The following is a 20,290-nucleotide window of genomic DNA, read 5'->3' as shown; positions in this document are numbered from 1 at the left end:
TGGTGAAACGCTAGCCGCTGCACCTTTCACTTTTCACCTCTCACAGCATTTAGCTATGCAAACCACGCTTGTCGACGCCGAGCGCTGCTTCGTGCATCGCTTCGGACAAGGACGGGTGGGCGTGGACGATACGGGCGAGATCTTCCGAGCTGGCGTTGAACTCCATCGCCACCACGGCCTCGGTGATCAACTCCGAGGCGAACGGGCCGATGATGTGCACGCCGAGAATGCGGTCGGTCTTGGCATCGGCCAGCATCTTGACGAAGCCGGCGGTTTCACCGAGGCCCAGCGCGCGACCGTTCGGGCTGAACGGGAACTGGCCCTTGCGGTACTCGATGCCTTCCTGCTTCAGCTGTTGCTCGGTCTTGCCGACCCAGGCCATTTCCGGGCTGGTGTAGATCACCCACGGCACGGTGTTGAAGTCGATATGCGGATGCTGGCCGGCGATACGCTCGGCCACCGCCACGCCCTCTTCGGAGGCCTTGTGCGCCAGCATCGGGCCGCGCACCACGTCACCCACCGCCCACAGGTTGGGCAGGCTGGTACGGCATTCGTCGTCGACGACGATGAAGCCGCGCTCGTCCGTCGGCAGACCCACGGCGTCGCTGGCGAGGTTCCAGGTATTGGGCACGCGGCCGATGGAGACGATCAGCTTGTCGAAGGTCTCGCTGTGTTCCTTGCCTTCGCTGTCGGCGTAGCTCACCTTGACGTTGTTCTTGCCCGGCTTCACTTCGGCGATCTTCACGGAGGTGCTGATCTTGAGGCCCAGGTCCTTGGTGAAGATCTTCTGCGCTTCGCGGGCGATCGCCTCGTCGGCGGCGAGCAAAAAGCCCGGCGCGGCTTCGAGCACCGTCACGTCGGCGCCCAGGCGCTTCCAGACCGAGCCCATTTCCAGGCCGATCACGCCGGCGCCGATCACGCCCAGCTTCTTGGGCACTTCGGGAATCGCCAGCGCACCCTCGTTGTCGAGGATCAGCTTGTTGTCGGTCGGCGCGCCCGGCAGCTGGCGCGGCACGGAGCCCGTGGCAATGATCACGTGGGTGGCGGTCACCGTCTCGGTGTTCTCGCCCGCCACTTCAATCTGCCACGTGCCATCCTTGTGCGCCAACAGCTTGCCGTGGCCGAACAGCGCGGCCACCTTGTTCTTCTTCAACAGGTAGGCCACGCCCTGGGTCAGCTTGGCGACGATGCCGTCCTTGCGCTCCAGCATCTTCTTCACGTCGAACTTGGCACCAGTCACCGAGATGCCGTGCGCTTCGAACTTGTGCTCGATGCGCTCCCAGTTCTCGGACGATTCCAGCAGTGCCTTCGAAGGAATGCAGCCGACGTTAAGGCAGGTGCCGCCCAGGCTCTGCTTGCCTTCCTGGTTCTTGAATTCGTCAACGCAGGCGGTCTTGAAACCCAGCTGCGCGGCGCGGATCGCGGCGACGTAGCCGCCGGGGCCACCACCGATGACGACGACGTCGAATTGTTGAGGCATGGTGAAAACCTTGTGAGGTGTCAGGTGTGAGGCATAGCCACTCACACCCGCTAGTCTATGGCGCTAAGGGTGGGGACGAAGAGCGAAAAACCCAGGCTCCCCAGTCCTCGCCCCGAAATCCAATTACAGATCCAGCAGCAGACGCGCCGGGTCTTCGATCGCTTCCTTGACCGCCACCAGGCTCAGCACGGCTTCGCGGCCATCGATGATGCGGTGGTCGTACGATTGCGCCAGATACATCATCGGGCGCACCACGATCTCGCCGTTCTCGACCACGGCACGCTCCTTGGTCGCGTGCATGCCCAGGATGGCCGATTGCGGCGGGTTGATGATGGGGGTCGACATCATCGAGCCGAAGGTGCCGCCGTTGGAGATGGTGTAGGTGCCACCGGTAAGCTCTTCAATGCCCAGCTTGCCTTCCTGCGCGCGCTTGCCAAAGTCGGCGATGGTCTTCTCGATGTCAGCCAGGCTCAGCTGGTCGGCGTTGCGGATCACCGGCACCACGAGGCCACGCGGCGAGCCGACAGCCACGCCGATATCGAAGTAGCCGTGGTAGACGACGTCGTTGCCGTCGACCGAGGCGTTCACGATCGGGTACTTCTTCAGCGCGGCCACCACGGCCTTCACGAAAAAGCCCATGAAGCCCAGCTTCACGCCGTGCTCCTTCTCGAAGCGGTCCTTGTACTTGTTGCGCAGGTCCATCACCGGCTTCATGTTCACTTCGTTGAAGGTGGTGAGGATGGCGTTGGTCTGTTGTGATTGCAGCAGGCGCTCGGCCACGCGCTGGCGCAGGCGGCTCATCGGCACGCGCTGCTCAGGGCGATCGCCCTGAGCCACGGCCACGGGCGCTGCGGCCGGCGCCGGTGCAGCGGCGGGCTTGCTGCCGCCGGCGATGGCATTCTGCACGTCTTCCTTCAGCACGCGACCACCACGGCCCGAGCCTTCCACCTTGGATAGGTCAACCTGGTTGTCGGCGGCCAGCTTCTTGGCGGCCGGCATCACGGCAGTGCCAAAGCCGACCGAGGCCGGATCGACGCCGGCTGCGGAGGCAGCGGCCTCGACGCGCTTCGTTTCCTGCGCGGGCGTAGGCGCAGCCGGGGACGGTGCGGCGGCGCCGGTGGCGGCCTCGGTATCGATGGTGGCGATCACTTCGTTGCTGGTCACGGTGTCGCCGTCCTTCTTGACGATGGACACCAGCACGCCAGCCTGCGGCGCGGTGATTTCGAGCACGACCTTGTCGGTCTCGATATCGATCAGGTTCTCGTCACGGGCAACCGCTGCACCTGCTTTCTTCTTCCATTGCAGCAGCGTCGCTTCGGACACCGATTCCGGCAGCTGCGGCACCTTGATTTCTACGATCATCTTCAAATACTCCGTTGGCTCTTGCTCGAGACAAGACGCGGCGGCACCTGCCGCCGCGCGGGGTTTACAGCGTCATGGCCTCGTCGAGGAAGGCCTTGAGCTGGGCGGTGTGTTTGCTCATGTAGCCGACCGCCGGCGATGCCGACGACTGGCGACCGGCGTACAGCAATTCCTGCTTGGGATTCATCGTGCCTTCGAGGCGGTGACGGATCTGGTTCCAGGCGCCCTGGTTGCGCGGCTCTTCCTGTACCCACATCACCTCACGGGCGTTCGGATACTTGGCGAGTTCGGCCTGCAGTTCCTCGGTCGGGAACGGATAGAGCTGTTCGATACGCACGATGGCGATGTCCTTGACCTCGCGCTCCTTGCGGGCGTTGTCGAGGTCGTAATACACCTGGCCGGCGCAGATGACGACGCGCTTGACCTTCTTGGCGTCGAGCTGGACCGGATCGCCGATCACATTGCGGAATTCACCGCTGGCCAGATGCTCGATCGGGCTGGACGCGAGCTTGGCCTTCAACAGGCGCTTGCTCATGATGATGACGAGCGGCTTGCGGACCGGGCGCAGCATCTGGCGACGCAGCATGTGGAACATCTGCGCGGCCTCGGTCGGCTGCACCACCTGGATGTTGTGCTCGGCACACAGCTGCAGGTAGCGCTCGACGCGCGCCGAGCTGTGCTCCGGGCCCTGGCCGTCGTAGCCATGTGGCAGCATCATGGTCAGGCCGCACAAACGGCCCCACTTGGTTTCGCCCGAGGTGATGAACTGGTCGATCACCACCTGCGCGCCGTTGGCGAAGTCGCCGAACTGCGCTTCCCAGATGGTGAGCTCTTCCGGTGCCGAGCAGGCGTAGCCGTATTCGAACGCCAGCACCGCTTCCTCGTTGAGGATGGAGTCGATCACCAGGAAGTGCGCCTGGTTGTCCGACAGGTGTTGCAGCGGGGTGTAAGCGCCCTCGTCCCACTTCTCGCGGTTCTGGTCGTGCAGCACGGCGTGGCGGTGGTTGAACGTGCCGCGGCCCGAATCCTCGCCTGAGATGCGCACGGCGAAGCCTTCGGTCAACAGCGTGGCATACGCCAGATGCTCGGCCATGCCGAAATCGACGCCGGCGTTGCCAGCGGCCATCTCGCGGCGCTCGTTGATGATCTTCTCGACCGTGTTGCGCAGCTTGAAGCCCTCGGGCGTCGAAGTGAACTTCTCGGTGAGGCGCACCAGATCGGCCTGCGGCACGGCGGTCGTCACCGGCGTGCGCCAGTGGTTGCCCATGTACTTGGCAAAATCGATCGCGAAATTGCGCTTGTAATCGGTCAGCGTGGTCTGCTCGACATGCTCGCCGCGATCGAGCGCATCGCGATACGCCTGGATCAGGCCATCGGCCTCGCCGGCGGTAACGATGCTCTCGGCGATCAGGCGATCGGCGTACTTCTTGCGCACGCCCGGATGCGCGGCGATCTTGCGGTACATCATCGGCTGCGTCACGTACGGGTCATCGGCCTCGTTGTGGCCATGCTTGCGGAAGCAGACCAGATCGATCACCACGTCCTTGTGGAACTGCTTGCGATAGGCGAGCGCCGCTTCGACCACGAAACACACCGCTTCCGGGTTGTCGCCGTTCACGTGGATGATCGGCGCCTCGATCATCTTGGCGATGTCGGTGCAATACAGCGTCGAGCGATTGTCGCGGATGTCCGAGGTGGTGAAACCCACCTGGTTGTTGATCACGATGTGCACCGTGCCGCCCGTGCCATAGCCACGGGTCTGCGACAGGTTGAACGTACCCTGGTTGGTACCGAGGCCAATGAAGGCCGAATCGCCGTGCACCAGCACCGGCAGCACCTGCCCGCCGCTCTTGTCGCCGCGGCGCTGCTGGCGCGCGCGCACCGATCCTTCGACCACCGGGTTGACGATCTCGAGGTGGGACGGGTTGAACGCCAGCGAGAGGTGGATCGGGCCGCCCGGCGTTGGGATATCGGCCGAGAAACCGTTGTGGTACTTCACGTCGCCCGAGGGCAGATCGGTGGTCGGGCGGCCTTCGAATTCACTGAACAGTTCGCGCGGCAACTTACCCAGCGTGTTGACCAGGATGTTGAGCCGGCCACGGTGGGCCATGCCGATCACCATTTCCTGCACGCCATCGCGACCGGCGCCCTGCACCAGCTGGTCCATCGCGGCGATGAAGCTGTCACCGCCTTCGAGCGAGAAGCGCTTCTGGCCAACGTACTTGCGATGCAGATACTGCTCCATCGTTTCGGCGGCGGTCACCTGCTTGAGGATGCGTTTTTTCTGCTCGGCGCTGAAGTTGGGGGTCGACAGCGAACTTTCGAAGTGCCCCTGCACCCACATCCGCTCTTCAGTGCTAGTCATATGCATCGATTCGACGCTGATATGGCCGCAGTAGATCTGGCGCAGGCGCGAGATGATGTCGGACAGCGGTGCGTTCTCAGGCCCCGCCAGGTTGCCGCAATTGAACTGGACTGCCATGTCGGCGCTGGAGAGATCGTAATAGCCCGGATCGAGCTCGGGCACCGGTGCCATGTCCATGCGCGCCAGCGGATCGAGATCGGCCGCGCGGCTGCCGAGCAGGCGGTAGGCGTTGATCAGGCGCAGCACGGCCACCTGCTTGCGGCTGGCCTCGCGCTCGGCCGCCACGTCGCGCACCGCAGCCAAGCGCGGCTGACGTGCCAGGCGGATGAACGACTCCTCGATCGGCGCACGCGCGATATCGCGCTCGTTGCCACCGTCGGTCTGTTGCAGCTTGTCGAAGTAATCACGCCATTTGGGGTCGATGGCGGCCGGATCGGCGAGATACTGTTCGTACAGATCCTCGACGAACGGGGCATTCCCACCAAACAGATGGGAATTCAGTTCCAGTTCTTTCATCATGATGCGGGACTATCCTTGAGCCGGCATGCGCCGGCTGCAAACCTGTCTTTGAGCAAACCCTGGGTCATGCTGCGCCGCCGTGCGTTGCGGCGGCGCTGTTAGGCAATCACGCTTACTTGCGGTCGGTCACGGCCACGTAATCGCGACGCTTCGCGCCGGTATAGAGCTGGCGCGGACGGCCGATCTTCATGCCCGGATCCGAGATCATCTCGTTCCAGTGGCTGATCCAGCCCACGGTGCGGGCGAGCGCAAAGATCACGGTGAACATCGACACCGGGATGCCGAGCGCAGTCAGCACGATGCCCGAGTAGAAATCGACGTTCGGGTAGAGCTTGCGCTCGATGAAGTACGGATCGCTCAGCGCGATTTCCTCGAGCTTCATCGCCAGCTGGAATTGCGGATCGTCACGCAGGCCGAGCTCGTTCAATACCTCGTCGCAGGTCTGCTTCATGATCTTGGCGCGCGGATCGAAGTTCTTGTACACGCGGTGACCGAAGCCCATCAGCTTGTGGGTCTTGGCCTTCACGCCTTCCATGAACGCCGGCACGTTGTCGACCGAACCGATCTCGTCGAGCATTTTCAGCACGGCTTCGTTGGCGCCACCGTGCGACGGGCCCCACAGGCAGGCGATGCCGGCGGCGATGCAGGCGAACGGGTTGGCGCCCGAGGAGCCGGCCAGGCGCACGGTCGACGTGGAGGCGTTCTGCTCGTGATCGGCATGCAGCGTGAAGATGCGGTCGAGCGCGCGCACCAGCACCGGGTTCGGCGTGTAGTTCTCGCACGGCGTCGAGAACATCATGTGCAGGAAGTTGGCGGTATAGGAGAGCTCGTTCTTCGGGTAGTTGAACGGCAGGCCCTGGTTATAGCGGTAGCACATGGCGGCGATCGTCGGGATCTTGGAGATCAGGCGATAGATCGCGACCTTGCGGTGCTCCGGATCATTGATGTCGAGGCTGTCTTGGTAGAACGCGGAGAGCGCGCCGACGACACCGACCATCATGGCCATCGGGTGAGCATCGCGGCGGAAACCGTTGAAGAAGCGGGTCAGCTGGTCGTGGACCATGGTGTGCTTCATCACGGTCTTTTCGAATTCGACCTTCTGCGCGGCATTCGGCAATTCGCCATACACCAGGACGTAACACACCTCGAGGTAGTCGCTGTGCTCGGCAAGCTGCTCGATCGGGTAGCCGCGATAGTAGAGCTGGCCTTCATCGCCATCGATGAAGGTGATCTTGGATTCGCACGACGAGGTGGCGAGGAAACCCGGATCGAAGGTGAACATGCCCGTCTTGGAGAACGCGCGGATATCGACCACGGACGGGCCGAGCGTACCTGGCAGAACCGGCAGCTCGATGGTCTGGTCGCCGTTGTAGGTCAGAGTCACTTTGTTTGCCATCTGATGGGGCTCCTGGGTAGTAACCTCGGCCGTAGCCGACTTTATCGTTGTGCGGCGCGGATGCGCGCGATGATTGGCCAAAGCCGTGGGTTCGGGCACTCGGACCTGCCGTTCAGGTAATCGAGCAGGTCGTTGTCCGGGTATTGCAGCAGCTCGCGGTACAGCACGAGCTCGGGTTCGGTCAGCTGCGGCAAGTCCTCGGCGACGAAGCGCTCCAGCTGCAGGTCGAGTTCCAACAGCCCGCGGCGCGAGCGCCAGACGATGCGCTTGAGTTCGACTTCATCCACAGTGTCACTGCCTTCGCGCCGCCAGGCGCCTTTGTTGCAAAGCCCGCGAGCGGGCGGCGTTGCCGTCAGGCGATGCGCTTGACCATCAGATCCTTGATCTTGCCGATCGCCTTGGTCGGATTGAGCTCCTTGGGGCAGACATCGACGCAGTTCATGATGGTGTGGCAGCGGAACAGCCGGTAAGGATCTTCCAGATTGTCCAGGCGCTCGTTGGTCGCGGTATCGCGGGTATCGGCAATGAAGCGGTACGCCGCCAACAGGCCGGCCGGGCCGACGAACTTGTCCGGGTTCCACCAGAACGACGGACAGGAGGTGGAGCAGCACGCGCACAGGATGCACTCGTACAGACCATCGAGCTCCTTGCGGTCTTCCTGGTTCTGCAACCGCTCGCGATCGGGCGCAGGCGTGTCGTTCTGCAGATAGGGCTTGATCGAGTGGTACTGCTTGAAGAACTGCGTCATGTCGACGATCAGGTCGCGCACCACCGGCAGGCCCGGCAGCGGGCGGATCTGGATCGGCTGCTTCAGGTCGTCCACATCGGTAATGCAGGCGAGGCCGTTGCGGCCGTTGATGTTCATCGCGTCCGAACCGCACACGCCTTCACGGCAGGAACGGCGGAACGAGACGGTGTCGTCGACCACCTTGAGCTTGACGAGGGCGTCGAGCAGCTTGTGCTCGGTGGCGTCGAGCTCGACGGTGTAATCCTTCATGTACGGCTTCGCGTCCTTTTCCGGATCGAAGCGATAGATGCTGAAACGTACGGTACGGGTAGTCATTGATGCATTCCCCTCAGTAGGAGCGGGTCTTCAGGGCGATGGTCTCGACCGACAGCGGCTTCATCGTCACCGGCTTGTAACCCAGCTGGTTGCCTGCGCGGTACCACAGCGTGTGCTTGAGCCAGTTTTCGTCGTCGCGGCCGTTCGGGTTCTGCGGCGTATCGGCCGCGTCGTCGCGCACGTGGGCGCCGCGCGATTCGGTGCGGGCATTGGCCGAAATCATCGTCGCCTTGGCCACTTCGATCAGGTTCTCGACTTCCAGCGCTTCGAGGCGGGCGGTGTTGAAGGTCTTGGATTTGTCGCCAATGACCATGTTCTGCACCAGCTTCTCGACTTCGAGGATCTTGGCCACGCCGTCGGCGAGCATGTCCTTGAAGCGGAACACGCCACAGTGCTTCTGCATGGTGGCCTGCATCGCGCTGCGCGCGTCGTTCACTTCCACACCGCCTGCGCGGGTGTTCAGCGCCTCGACCCGGGCGACCGAGCGCTCGACGTCGGCCTGCGCCAGCTCCGGCAGATCCTTGGGCGCGGTCTTGATGAAATCGATCATCGAGTTGCCCGAGCTCTTGCCGAACACCAATAGGTCGAGCAACGAGTTGGTGCCGAGGCGATTGGCGCCGTGCACCGAGGCACACGCCACTTCACCGGCGGCGTAGAAACCGCTGACCACGTTGCCATCGACCACGACTTCGCCGCGATAGTTGGTGGGGATACCACCCATCTGGTAGTGGCAGGTCGGCACCACAGGGATCGGCGCCTTGATCGGATCGACGCCGGCGAACTTGATCGAGATCTCGCGGATGCCCGGCAGCTTGGACTTGATGACTTCCGGGTCCAGGTGGGTGATGTCGAGCAGCACGTGATCCTTGTTCGGACCACAGCCACGGCCTTCGTTGATCTCGGTGACCATGGCACGCGACACCACGTCGCGGCTGGCCAGATCCTTGGCGTTGGGCGCATAGCGCTCCATGAAACGCTCGCCCGACGAGTTGCGCAGGATGCCGCCCTCGCCGCGCACACCCTCGGTGATCAGCACGCCGGCACCGGCCACGCCAGTGGGGTGGAACTGCCAGAACTCCATGTCTTCCAGCGGGATGCCGGCGCGCGCCGCCATGCCAAGGCCATCACCGGTATTGATGAAGGCGTTGGTGCTGGAGGCGAAGATACGACCGGCGCCACCGGTGGCGAACAGCGTGGCCTTGGCCTGGAACACGTAGATTTCCGACGTTTCCATTTCCATGGCGACGACGCCCTGCACGTTGCCGTCGGCATCGCGCACCAGGTCGAGCGCCATCCATTCGACGAAGAACTGGGTGTTGGCGCGCACGTTGCGCTGGTACAGCGCGTGCAGCATGGCGTGGCCGGTGCGGTCAGCCGCGGCACAGGCGCGGCGCACCGGCTTCTCGCCGAAATTGCTCATATGGCCGCCGAAGGGGCGCTGGTAAATGGTGCCATCGGCATTGCGGTCGAACGGCATGCCGAAGTGCTCGAGCTCGACCACGACATTCGGCGCTTCGCGGCACATGAACTCGATCGCATCCTGGTCACCCAGCCAGTCCGAACCCTTCACGGTGTCGTACATATGCCAGTGCCAGTGATCCGGCTCGGAATTGCCCAGTGACGCGGACACGCCACCTTGCGCCGCCACGGTGTGCGAGCGGGTGGGGAATACCTTGGAGAGCACGGCCGTCTTGAGGCCGGCTTCAGACAATTGCAGCGCGGCGCGCAGACCCGCACCGCCCGCACCGACGATGACCGCATCGAATTTACGAACAGGAACGGACATCAAACACCCCACACAACGTGAATCGAATAAATGAAGCTGGCGACCAGCCACAGGATGGTCAGCACATGCAACGTCAGGCGGATGCCGACGGGCTGCACGTAGTCCATCCAGATATCGCGCACGCCGACCCAGGCATGCCACAGCAGCGCCACCACGGTGACGGTGGTCAGCACCTTGACCCAGGTACAGGCGAACAGCGCCTGCCAGGCGGCGTAGCTGGCGTCGGTCGCGAGGAACAGGAAGGCGACGATGCCTATCGTGTAGACCAGCATGATGACGGCGGTGACGCGTTGCACCAGCCAGTCGCGCAGACCGTAGTGCGCGCCGACAACTTGACGATTTACCATGCGTACACCCCGATGACTGCGGTCAGAACCAGGCTCACGGCCAGCACGATCTTGGCGCTCAGGCGCGCCGTCGGCAGGTCGACCCCCTTGTGGATATCCATCAGCAGGAAGCGGATGCCGGCACAGGCGTGGTGCAAAAAGGCCCACAGCACTACCAAGAGCGCAATCTTGACCAGCGGATTCGAGATACAGGACTTGAAGGCGTCGAAACGCTCAGCGGAGGACAGCGTGCCCGCGAGCGCGAACAGCACGAAGGGAATGGCCAGCGACATCAGGGCGCCGCTGATCCGGTGCAACCCGGACACGATCGCCGGCAGCGGAAACGAGATGTTCCACAGCTCGAGGTGCTTGGGGCGTTTTTTGTTCATACGCGCGTTCCTCCTGTAACCAAAATCCGTATCGTTGCGCCGGTTTCCCGGCCTTGCCTTGCGCCACGTCAGCCAGCAGCCGAAGAAGCGGTCAGATTCTAACAACCATGTTGCAGTGCGAAACTGCGTCCTTCCCCTATGCCGCCAGCGCCTCGGGCGGCAGGAAGGCCACTTCCTCGGTGCGCAGCCAGGCCGAACACCACATCTGCGGCTTGCCATCGATATCGCGCGCCAGCCGCACCAGCTGCAGCAAGGGCTCGTTCAACTCGACCAGCAGCAGCCGCGCCTCGTTACTGCTGGCGCGCACCGCGCGCAAGCGCAGATCACCATCCTTCAAACGCACGCCAAAATCCAGCCAGCATACGGCGCGCAAATTGCATTTCAGATCGCGGATGCGCCGCACTTCCAGATTCGGAAACTGCGCCTCCGGCAAAAACATTTCCTCCAGCCCCACCACCCTGCCCTGCAGGCGGATCAGCCGCCGCACCTGCCATAACGCCGCACCGCGGCGCAGGCCCAGCATCTCGGCCAGTGTCTCGCCAGCGTGGATCTTCACGCAGCCCAGGAGCTCGAAGCTTGGCGCCGTCGCGCCTTCGCCCGTGAGCGCGGCAAAGCGCGCGCTGGCGAGGTAGTCATCGACCCCGGTCACAAAGGTACCCACGCCCTGCCGGCGCTGCAGCACGCCTTCCTGCACCAGTGCGTCGAGCGCCTTGCGCACCGTGCCCTGGCTCACGCCGAAACGCGTGCCCAGATCGAATTCGCTCGGCAAGGCTTCGTCCTCGCGCCACGCCCCGGACTGGATCTCGGAGAGCACTTCGCGCATTACCTGACGATAGAGCGGGAGCTGGGAGAGTTTGGCCATGTGGGGCGCATTAAATCATGTTGTCGAAACAGCGTCCACTACACTCTTGTATAAGACACAAGAGAGTATCGATTCAAACGATCAAAGTCCGCCACACACCGCACAGCCGCAGACCGGCGTGATAAACTCTGCCCGCATTGCACCAAAATCAACACGCGCGGGCCGCACGCTGGTGCGCGCCGCGCGTAGTCGTCGCTGGCGGGACAACCGCCGCATTCGTTTCCCGGAGTTAGCAAAGATGAAGAAACCCGTTCGCGTTGCCGTCACCGGTGCCGCCGGCCAGATTGGCTACAGCCTGTTGTTCCGTATTGCTTCGGGCGCCATGCTCGGCCCGGATCAGCCAGTGATCCTGCAACTGCTGGACATCACCCCCAGCCTGCCGGCACTCAACGGCGTCGTGATGGAACTCGATGACTGCGCGTTCCCGCTGCTGGCCGGCATCGTGCAGACCGACGACCCGATGGTCGCGTTCAAGGAAGCGGATGTCGCGCTGCTGGTCGGCGCCCGTCCGCGCGGCCCGGGCATGGAACGCAAGGATCTGCTCGAAGCCAACGGCGCCATCTTCACCGCCCAGGGCAAGGCGCTGAACGCCGTGGCCAGCCGCGACGTGAAGGTGCTGGTGGTGGGCAACCCGGCCAACACCAACGCCTACATCGCGATGAAGAACGCACCGGATCTGAACCCGGCCAACTTCACCGCCATGATGCGTCTGGACCACAACCGCGCGCTGACCCAGGTGGCGCAAAAGACCGGCGTGGCCGTGACCGATGTAAAGAAGATGACCATCTGGGGCAACCACAGCTCGACCCAGTACCCGGACATCTTCAACGCCGAAGTGAAGGGCCAGAACGCTGCAGCCCAGATCAACGACCAGAAGTGGCTGGAAACCGAGTTCATCCCGACCGTGCAACAGCGCGGCGCCGCCATCATCAAGGCGCGCGGCCTGTCGTCCGCCGCCTCGGCCGCCAATGCCGCCATCGACCACATCCGCAACTGGGTGCTGGGCACGCCGGAAGGCGACTGGGTGACGATGGGCGTGCCGGCCAATGGCGAGTACGGCATCAGCGACCTGATCTACGGCTACCCGGTCACCTGCAAGGATGGCAAGTACAGCATCGTGGAAGGCCTGTCCGTGAGCGAGTTCAGCCGCGCCCGCATGGACGCCACCGCCAAGGAATTGTCGGACGAGCGCGACGCGATCAAGCATCTGCTCTGATCGAGCCCGCTCCAAGAAAAGCCACGGCCCAGGCCGTGGCTTTTTCATGTCCGCGCGGGGCGGGCAAAACCGCTCTACTGTGCAGCAACGGCCGCGCCATCTCCTTGATCTGGCGCAACTTGATCCGTTTTTACCGGTCGTACCATGGCAGTAGAAATTTGCAGGGATTTGCGCTGGACACGGTGCTAATCTGGCGTCAACCGAAAGGGAGCACAAGCACGTCGTCATCACGACTGCCCCCCCTCTCCCGCCCCCCTTCCCACAAGGAGCATCACCATGAACGCACCGGACACCCAGATCGCCCAACTGAACGCTTGGCGTGATTTCAAGGGCGGAGAATGGCAGGAGAAGGTCGCCGTGCGCGACTTCATCCAGCTTAACTACACACCCTATACCGGTGGTGATGAATTCCTGGCTGGCGCCACCGCACGCACCGAGGCCGTCTGGGCCAAGCTTTCCGAACTCCTGAAGGCCGAGCGTGCCGCACCTGGCGGCGTGCTCGACGTGGCAGCCGATCGCGGCACCGCCATCAACGCATTCGGTCCGGGCTATATCGATGAGAGCCTGGAAAAGATCGTCGGCGTGCAGACCGATGCGCCGCTCAAGCGCGCCATCTTCCCGAATACCGGCCTGCGCATGGTGCAGTCCTCGCTCGAGGAAATCGGCCGCACGCTCGATCCGCAGATCGAGAACATCTTTCTGCGCTACCGCAAGGATCACAACACCGGCGTGTTCGATGCCTATAACCCGTTGATCCGCGCCTGCCGCTCTTCCGGCGTGATCACCGGCCTGCCCGATGCCTATGGCCGCGGCCGCATCATCGGCGACTATCGCCGCGTGGCGCTCTATGGCATCGACCAGCTGGTCAAATTCAAGCAGGCCGAAAAAGCCGAAACCGACGACCTGGCCTTCACCGAGGACGTGCTGCGACTGCGTGAAGAACTTTCCGAACAGGTGCGCGCGCTGGGCGAGCTCAAGGAAATGGCCGCAGCCTATGGCTACGATATCGGCCGTCCCGCCGCGAGTGCACAGGAAGCGATCCAGTGGACCTATTTCGGCTATCTCGCCGCCGTGAAGGAACAGAATGGCGCTGCGATGTCGATCGGCCGCATCTCGACCTTCCTCGATATCTATATCGAGCGCGATTTCAAGGAAGGCCGGCTGACCGAGGCCGAAGCGCAGGAGCTGGTCGACGACCTCGTCATCAAGCTGCGCATCGTGCGCTTTTTGCGCACCGAGGAATACAACAACCTGTATTCGGGTGACCCGACCTGGGTGACCGAATCGATCGGTGGCATGGGTAAGGATGGCCGCACGCTGGTGAGCAAGTCGAGCTTCCGCTTCCTCAACACGCTGTTCAACCTGGGCCCGGCGCCGGAACCAAACCTGACCGTGCTGTGGTCGGCGGACCTGCCGCGTGGCTTCAAGGACTTCTGCTCCAAGGTCTCGATCGAGACCAGCTCGATCCAGTACGAATCGGACGACCAGATGCGGCCGCACTGGGGCGACGACTACGGCATCGCCTGCTGCGTCTCGGCAATGGAAATCGGCAAGCAGATGCAGTTCTTCGGCGCCCGCTGCAACCTCGCCAAGGCGTTGCTGTACGCGATCAACGGCGGTGTCGACGAAAAGACCGGCAAGCTGGTGGTGCCGGGCTTCGAGGCGATCAAGTCCGACTACCTCGACTACGACGAAGTCGTGGCCCGCTTCGACAAGATGATGGACTGGCTGGCCGCCACCTACGTGAAGGCGCTGAACGCTATCCATTACATGCACGACAAGTACTCGTACGAGCGCATCGAGATGGCGCTGCACGACCGCGACATCCTGCGCACCATGGCCTGCGGCATCGCCGGGCTGTCGGTCGCGGCCGATTCGCTGTCGGCGATCAAATACGCCAAGGTCAAGACGCTGCGCAACGATGCGGGCGTGGCGATCGATTTCGCCATCGAGGGCGCGTACCCGGCGTTCGGCAACAACGATGATCGCGTCGACGAGATCGCCGTGTGGCTCACCGAATCGTTCATGAACAAGATCAAGAGCCACAAGACCTATCGCAACGCCACGCCGACCCAATCGATCCTGACCATCACGTCCAACGTGGTGTACGGCAAGAAGACCGGCAATACGCCGGATGGCCGCCGCGCTGGCGAACCGTTCGCACCGGGTGCTAATCCCATGAATGGCCGCGATAGCTCGGGCTTTGTCGCCGCCGGCGCCTCGGTCGCCAAGCTGCCGTACGAGGCTGCGCTTGACGGCATCAGCTGGACGGCATCGGCCACGCCGGATGCGCTGGGCCACACCATGACCGACCGCGTGAACAACCTGACCAACTGCCTGGATGGCTTCTGCAACGCCACGGGTTTCCATATCAACGTGAACGTGCTCAACCGCGACACGCTGCTCGATGCAATGGACCACCCGGAGAAGTACCCGCAGCTGACCATCCGGGTTTCGGGCTATGCGGTGAACTTCATCAAGCTGACCCGCGAGCAACAGATGGATGTGATCAACCGGACTTTCCACGTCCGCGCCTGAAAACAGGTCTGCGACCTACTACGCGGAGCGCATGCGTCGTTGTGCGCTCCTCGCGATCCTCACGTACGGTGAGTACGTTCCGGTCGCTGCGGTGCTGACGCCTCGCCTGCACTCCGCTCGCAACGGTCGTCGGCCTGTTTTTTCAGCTAGACATGTAACACCCAAGGGCGGCGCAGACCGCCCTTTTTCACTGGAGAACGCCATGAACGACGTTGCCAACAAGCCGCTGGGCGAAATTCCGGATGCCGTCGTCGACGAACAGGGCCGGCTATGTGGCTTCGTGCACTCGGTCGAGACCGGTGCCGCGGTGGACGGTCCCGGCGTGCGCTTCGTGCTGTTCGTCTCCGGTTGCCAGTTCCGCTGCCTGTACTGCCACAACCCGGACACCTGGAAGCTGCACAACGGCAATCCGCGCACGGTCGACGACGTGGTTGACGAGATCGGCAAATATGCCCGCTTTCTCAAGTTCGCCGGCGGCCTCACCATCTCCGGCGGCGAGCCCTTGATGCAGGCGCATTTCGTGCGCGAGGTGTTCTACCGGGTGAAGCAGCAATACGGCCTGCACACCGCGCTCGATACCCAGGGTTTTCTCGCTGCTCACCTGCCGGATGAGTGGTTCGATCCGGTCGATCTGGTGCTGCTCGATATCAAGCAGATCGATCCCGTCAAACACGAGGCCCTCACCAGCAAGCCGTTGTGGCCCACATTGGATTTCGCCGAGCGGCTAATGGCGATGAAGAAGAAGACCTGGATCCGCTACGTCCTCGTCCCCGGCTGGACCGACGATTGGATGGATGTGGAAAAACACGCCGACTACGTGAAACAGCTGTCCGACAAGGCGCCCGGCTGCATCGAACGGGTGGAAGTGCTGCCCTTCCATCAGATGGGGGCCAGTAAATGGCAGGCGCTGGGCCTCGAATACGCGCTCGTCGACACCGAGACCCCGCAGGCGGAACTCGTCGAACGGGTCCGTCAGCAATTCAGGGCGCGGGACCTCATCTGCTGTTAAGCCAGGCGGCGCCAGCGGGCCGCGTCGGCACCGCGACTGGCCATGTCACTGTCGTCCGCATCGCGCACAAGCTGTGGAGCAGCTTTCTCCGCTTCCGGCACGGCCTTGGCCCCCAGGCCGCGCTTCAATGTCCCAGGCGCTCCGGCAGCAGCCGGATTGCCTCGGCGTTGGAGGGCGAGAACACCATTTCCGCCGCCGCCTGCCAGGCCACCCAGCGATGACGGCGGTGTTCGCCCGGTGAGAGTACCGGCGTCAGCACATGAGGCAGTTGCAGGCTGAACACATGTTCGGTGTTCACGCGGGTCCCCGGGGCATAGCGATGCCGCCAGACCTCGAAGATCTCGTACTGGTTCTGCAGCTGCCAGTCGCGCAGCGCGGTACGATCGGCGACGATGCCGGTTTCCTCCAGCACCTCGCGGCAGGCCGTATCGGCCAGCGCCTCGTCGCTCTCGCGGCTGCCGGTCACCGATTGCCAGGCATTGGTGAAGTCGTTGCGCTCCAAGAGCAGCACCTGCAGGTCGGGCGTATGGATCACGACCAATACAGATACGGGTTGTTTGTAGGCCATGGTGCGCATTATACAATTGCCACCAGCCCTCTTTGCGAGCCCGCCGTGCCCACCCAGCCTTTCGACGCCGCGATGCTCCGCGCCGACTTCCCGCTGCTCGCCGCGCAGCCGGACCTCATCTATCTCGACAACGCCGCGACCACGCAGAAACCGCGCGCGGTGCTCAATGCCGAGCGCCACTATTACGAAACCACCAATGCCAACGTGCACCGCAGCGCGCATCGGCTGGCCCACGCAGCCACCGAGGCGTTCGAGGGAGCCCGAAGCACGGTGGCGCGCTTTCTCAATGCGGCCAGCAGTGACGAAATCGTGTTCACGCGGGGCAGTACCGAGGCGATCAATCTGGTGGCGCAAAGCTGGGGCCGCAGCCAGCTGCAAGCCGGTGACGAGATCATCGTCAGCACGCTGGAGCACCACGCCAATATCGTGCCGTGGCAGTTGCTGGCCTATGAGCGCGGGTTGCGCATCGTGGCGGTTCCACTGCTCGCTAACGGGCAGCTCGACATGGATGCCTACGCCGCGTTGCTGGGTAACCGCACCCGCCTCGTCGCGATCACCGCGCTCTCCAACGCCATCGGCACGCGGCCCGACCTTGCCGCGGTGATCGCTGCGGCGGCGACCGTGGGCGCGCGCGTGCTGGTCGATGCCTCGCAGGCCGTGGCGCACGATGTGATCGATGTACAGGCGCTGGGGGCCGATTTCCTGGTGTTCTCCGGCCACAAGGCTTACGGTCCGACCGGCATCGGCGCGCTGTGGGCGCGCACCGAGCTATTGAACGCCATGCCGCCATGGCAAGGCGGCGGCGAAATGATAGAGCGCGTGTCGTTTGCTGGCACGACCTTCAACCGGCCGCCGTATCGCTTCGAGGCCGGCACACCGCCGGTGGCACAGGCCATCGGCCTTGCCGCGGCACTGGATTGGCTAATCGCGCTGGATCGCGCCGCCCTCGCCGCCCACGAGGACGCCCTGCGCCTGAGGCTGGAAACCGCGCTCTTGGCGCGTGACGACGTGAGGCTGGTCGGCACCGCGCCGAACAAGGGGCCGCTGACGTCGCTGGCCTTCAGCCACGCCCATCCTTTCGACGTTGCCCAGTTTCTGGACGCGCGCGGCATTGCGGTTCGCGTCGGGCATCACTGCGCGCAACCGCTGATGGATGCTTTTAATCTGTCCTCAACCTTGCGGATTTCGCTTTCCGCATACAATGTCAGTTCCGATATCGACACCTTGCTCGCCGCGCTCGACGATACGCTGGAATTACTTGCATGATGCCCGACCGCGACACGCTCACTCGCCAGCTCAAGTCCACCACCGGGTGGGAAGGCAAGAATCGCTTGCTGGTCCAGATGGCGCGCGAGCTGCCGACGCTGCCTGCCAGCTTGCGCACCGAAAGCCATCGGGTGCAGGGTTGTGAAAGCCAGGTCTGGCTGATCACCCACTGGCAGGATCAGCTACTACGCTTGCAGCTCGACAGTGACTCACGCGTGATCAAGGGGTTACTGGTTCTGGTGCTGGCCGCCTACGACGGCCAACCGCGCGCGGCCGTCGCCGGCATCGATTTCAACGGCTGGTTGGCCGAACTGGGCCTGGCGCGTTTTCTCTCATCGTCCCGCGCCAATGGCCTTGCCGCCATCGTGCAACGCATCCGCGACGAGGCATAACGCACACAGCCGGCCGCTTAAACCGCGCTTCTTTGCAGCAGTTCGGCCAGCGCATCCCGCACGATTTGAGGTTCGCTCAGCTGCGGAAAATGCCCGCTGCGTTCGGCAACCCGTTGCACACCGCGTAGTGACAACTGCGCCAGCTGCCGCTGGTGCATGGCTCGGATATCGAACGCGGCCCGCGCGCCAGGCCACAGCCACGGGCGCTTGCCACCGCTGAGCACGGTGAGCGGCACATCCGGAAAGGGTGGCGCCGCGGCCAACTGGGCCAGCGTATTCGGCAGTTGCGCCACCTCGCCCAGCGGATCGGGCGGCAACACTGTATCGAGCAAGCGGCGCAGGCCGCGTTGCAGCGGCGTTTCCAGCTTGGCCATTGCCGCGACATCGTCCGGCGCGGTCGACTCCAGTAGCAGCACGGCCGCCACGTCTGCGGGATGCAAGCGCGCATACAGGTTGACCACCAGCCCGCCGAGCGAATGGCCGACCAGCACATAAGGCGGTGGCAGCGCCGCCGCCTGCAGCAGTTCGCGCAGCGTGCCCACCATCGCTGCACCAGTCTGCGGCGCGTTCGCTCGCGCGCTGCGCCCCAGGCCCGGTCGGTTATAGGCCAACACCCGGCCCAGCTCGCACAGTTCAGGCCAGACGCGGAACCAGCCCTCGATGGGACCACCCGCACCGTTGACCAGCACGATGACGGGGCCATCTCCCGCGATCAGGCATTCCAGCTGACGGGTGCCCACGGTGAATACACGCTTGTCCGCCATCGCTTTCATCATGATTCCTACGCGTCCAACAAGGGCTAGCGGACCAACCATACCGGCCCATTGTGGATTTCTCGAATTGTTCTGCAAGCGGCTGGCGGCGCATGCTCGATCCTGCTGATTTGAAAGAGGAAACGTCCATGCCCCGTTTTGCCAAGCTAATCGCCCCCATCTGCGCCGTGTTGTTCCTGAGCGCAGCCCACGCCGAGCGCCCGTATACCGTGGGCACCGAAGCCACCTTCGCCCCCTTCGAATCGCTGAACGAAAAGCAGGAAGTGGTGGGGTTCGATGCCGACCTGATGCGCGCCATCGCGGCCAAGGGCGGCTTCTCGATCAAGATGGTCAACACCCCCTGGGAAGGCCTGTTCGTCGGCCTGGCCAACGGCGATCGCGATATTGTCGCCGCGGCCGTCACCATCACTGAAGAGCGCAGGAAAACGGTGGATTTCTCCGAGCCCTACTTCGAGGCCAAGCAGCTGATCGCGACCGGGCCGGGTAGCAAGGTCGCCAAGCTGGCCGACCTCAAGGGCCACAAGGTGGCGGTGCAGACCGGAACCACTGGCGATATCGTGGCCCAGAAGCATTTTGGCAAGACCAGCGCCAACATCAAACGCTTCGAGAGCATCGTGCTCGCGCTGCAGGAGCTACGCAGTGGTGGCGTGGACGCAGTGATCGCCGATAACGGCGTGGTGCGCAACTACCTGCTGAACAACCCGGCTGCCAAGCTCAAGCTCGTCGATGACGCCAATTTCGACAAAGAGCATTACGGCATTGCCGTGAAAAAGGGCAACAAGGCATTGCTTGCGAAAATCAACAAGGGCCTGGCCGCGATCAAGGCCGATGGCAGCTACGATCGGATTTACGCCAAGTATTTCGGCAAATAACCGATCTCGTTCCAAGAAGCCGGCGCAGCCGGCTTTTTTTATGCCCACACCACTACCGCCCACCGACTTTGCCATTGCCGATGCGGGCTGCGCCGCGGCGAGCCAAAC

The 20,290-nt window shown here is 63.3% G+C and carries 18 protein-coding genes; 6 read left to right on the top strand and 12 right to left on the bottom strand.

What is annotated here, in order from left to right; translation table 11 throughout:
• Positions 1-49: 49 nt before the first annotated feature.
• The 10 genes from lpdA to NLI84_RS08905 form a co-directional block, all read right to left on the bottom strand.
• Positions 50-1,480, bottom strand: a complete 1,431-nt coding sequence (gene lpdA / locus NLI84_RS08950) for a dihydrolipoyl dehydrogenase (protein ID WP_255989703.1) — start codon at positions 1,478-1,480, stop codon at positions 50-52.
• A 123-nt stretch (positions 1,481-1,603) separates the two neighbouring features.
• Positions 1,604-2,842 (bottom strand): 2-oxoglutarate dehydrogenase complex dihydrolipoyllysine-residue succinyltransferase, encoded by a 1,239-nt coding sequence (gene odhB / locus NLI84_RS08945; RefSeq protein WP_255989702.1) that lies wholly within the window; start codon positions 2,840-2,842, stop codon positions 1,604-1,606.
• 64 nt (positions 2,843-2,906) lie between these two features.
• The gene (locus NLI84_RS08940) at positions 2,907-5,726 is read right to left on the bottom strand and encodes a 2-oxoglutarate dehydrogenase E1 component (RefSeq protein ID WP_255989701.1); all 2,820 of its coding nucleotides are present in this window, start codon (positions 5,724-5,726) and stop codon (positions 2,907-2,909) included.
• A 112-nt stretch (positions 5,727-5,838) separates the two neighbouring features.
• Entirely contained in the window at positions 5,839-7,122 is a 1,284-nt protein-coding gene (gltA, locus tag NLI84_RS08935) for a citrate synthase (protein WP_255989699.1), read from the bottom strand.
• Between the two features lie 41 nt (positions 7,123-7,163).
• Entirely contained in the window at positions 7,164-7,409 is a 246-nt protein-coding gene (locus tag NLI84_RS08930) for an FAD assembly factor SdhE (RefSeq protein ID WP_255989698.1), read from the bottom strand.
• 65 nt (positions 7,410-7,474) lie between these two features.
• Positions 7,475-8,185: a succinate dehydrogenase iron-sulfur subunit gene (locus NLI84_RS08925; RefSeq protein WP_255989697.1), complete on the bottom strand. Its 711-nt coding sequence runs from the start codon at positions 8,183-8,185 to the stop codon at positions 7,475-7,477.
• A gap of 13 nt (positions 8,186-8,198) precedes the next feature.
• On the bottom strand, positions 8,199-9,971 hold the full coding sequence (gene sdhA / locus NLI84_RS08920) for a succinate dehydrogenase flavoprotein subunit (RefSeq protein WP_255989696.1): 1,773 nt from the start codon (positions 9,969-9,971) through the stop codon (positions 8,199-8,201).
• On the bottom strand, positions 9,971-10,318 hold the full coding sequence (sdhD, locus tag NLI84_RS08915; protein ID WP_255989695.1) for a succinate dehydrogenase, hydrophobic membrane anchor protein: 348 nt from the start codon (positions 10,316-10,318) through the stop codon (positions 9,971-9,973). The genes sdhA and sdhD overlap by 1 nt, the downstream gene beginning before the upstream one ends.
• A complete protein-coding gene (sdhC, locus tag NLI84_RS08910) occupies positions 10,312-10,686 on the bottom strand; it encodes a succinate dehydrogenase, cytochrome b556 subunit (protein ID WP_255989692.1) in 375 nt (124 codons plus the stop codon). The genes sdhD and sdhC overlap by 7 nt, the downstream gene beginning before the upstream one ends.
• 136 nt (positions 10,687-10,822) lie before the next feature.
• Positions 10,823-11,548: a GntR family transcriptional regulator gene (locus NLI84_RS08905; protein ID WP_255989691.1), complete on the bottom strand. Its 726-nt coding sequence runs from the start codon at positions 11,546-11,548 to the stop codon at positions 10,823-10,825.
• 238 nt (positions 11,549-11,786) lie between these two features.
• Between NLI84_RS08905 and NLI84_RS08900 the strand changes: the two genes are divergently transcribed.
• The 3 genes from NLI84_RS08900 (at position 11,787) to pflA (ending at position 16,311) form a co-directional block, all read left to right on the top strand.
• Complete coding sequence (locus NLI84_RS08900; protein WP_255989689.1) at positions 11,787-12,764, top strand: malate dehydrogenase; 978 nt, start codon at positions 11,787-11,789, stop codon at positions 12,762-12,764.
• A 276-nt stretch (positions 12,765-13,040) separates the two neighbouring features.
• Positions 13,041-15,302, top strand: a complete 2,262-nt coding sequence (pflB, locus tag NLI84_RS08895) for a formate C-acetyltransferase (RefSeq protein WP_255989688.1) — start codon at positions 13,041-13,043, stop codon at positions 15,300-15,302.
• Positions 15,303-15,504: 202 nt separating this feature from the next.
• The gene (gene pflA / locus NLI84_RS08890; protein WP_255989687.1) at positions 15,505-16,311 is read left to right on the top strand and encodes a pyruvate formate-lyase-activating protein; all 807 of its coding nucleotides are present in this window, start codon (positions 15,505-15,507) and stop codon (positions 16,309-16,311) included.
• 124 nt (positions 16,312-16,435) lie between these two features.
• On the opposite strand, the gene nudB is transcribed toward pflA, so the two are convergent.
• Positions 16,436-16,879, bottom strand: a complete 444-nt coding sequence (gene nudB, locus NLI84_RS08885) for a dihydroneopterin triphosphate diphosphatase (protein WP_255989686.1) — start codon at positions 16,877-16,879, stop codon at positions 16,436-16,438.
• 45 nt (positions 16,880-16,924) lie between these two features.
• Between nudB and NLI84_RS08880 the strand changes: the two genes are divergently transcribed.
• Positions 16,925-18,145: an aminotransferase class V-fold PLP-dependent enzyme gene (locus NLI84_RS08880; RefSeq protein WP_255989684.1), complete on the top strand. Its 1,221-nt coding sequence runs from the start codon at positions 16,925-16,927 to the stop codon at positions 18,143-18,145.
• The gene (locus tag NLI84_RS08875) at positions 18,142-18,537 is read left to right on the top strand and encodes a SufE family protein (RefSeq protein ID WP_255989683.1); all 396 of its coding nucleotides are present in this window, start codon (positions 18,142-18,144) and stop codon (positions 18,535-18,537) included. Before NLI84_RS08880 ends, NLI84_RS08875 begins: the two co-directional genes overlap by 4 nt.
• 17 nt (positions 18,538-18,554) lie before the next feature.
• Here the strand turns inward: NLI84_RS08875 and NLI84_RS08870 are convergent, their stop codons facing one another.
• Positions 18,555-19,310, bottom strand: coding sequence for an alpha/beta fold hydrolase (locus NLI84_RS08870; RefSeq protein ID WP_255989681.1), 756 nt, complete (start codon positions 19,308-19,310; stop codon positions 18,555-18,557).
• A 128-nt stretch (positions 19,311-19,438) separates the two neighbouring features.
• On the opposite strand from NLI84_RS08870, the gene NLI84_RS08865 reads away from it, so the two are divergent.
• A complete protein-coding gene (locus tag NLI84_RS08865; RefSeq protein ID WP_255989680.1) occupies positions 19,439-20,182 on the top strand; it encodes a basic amino acid ABC transporter substrate-binding protein in 744 nt (247 codons plus the stop codon).
• The last annotated feature ends 108 nt before the right edge of the window (positions 20,183-20,290 follow it).

The organism is Chitinolyticbacter albus, assembly GCF_024437655.1.
GTDB classification, from domain to species: Bacteria; Pseudomonadota; Gammaproteobacteria; order Burkholderiales; family Chitinibacteraceae; genus Chitinolyticbacter; species Chitinolyticbacter albus.
The sequence above is the reverse complement of the archived record's forward strand: the minus strand, read 5'-3'. Positions and strand labels throughout refer to the sequence as shown.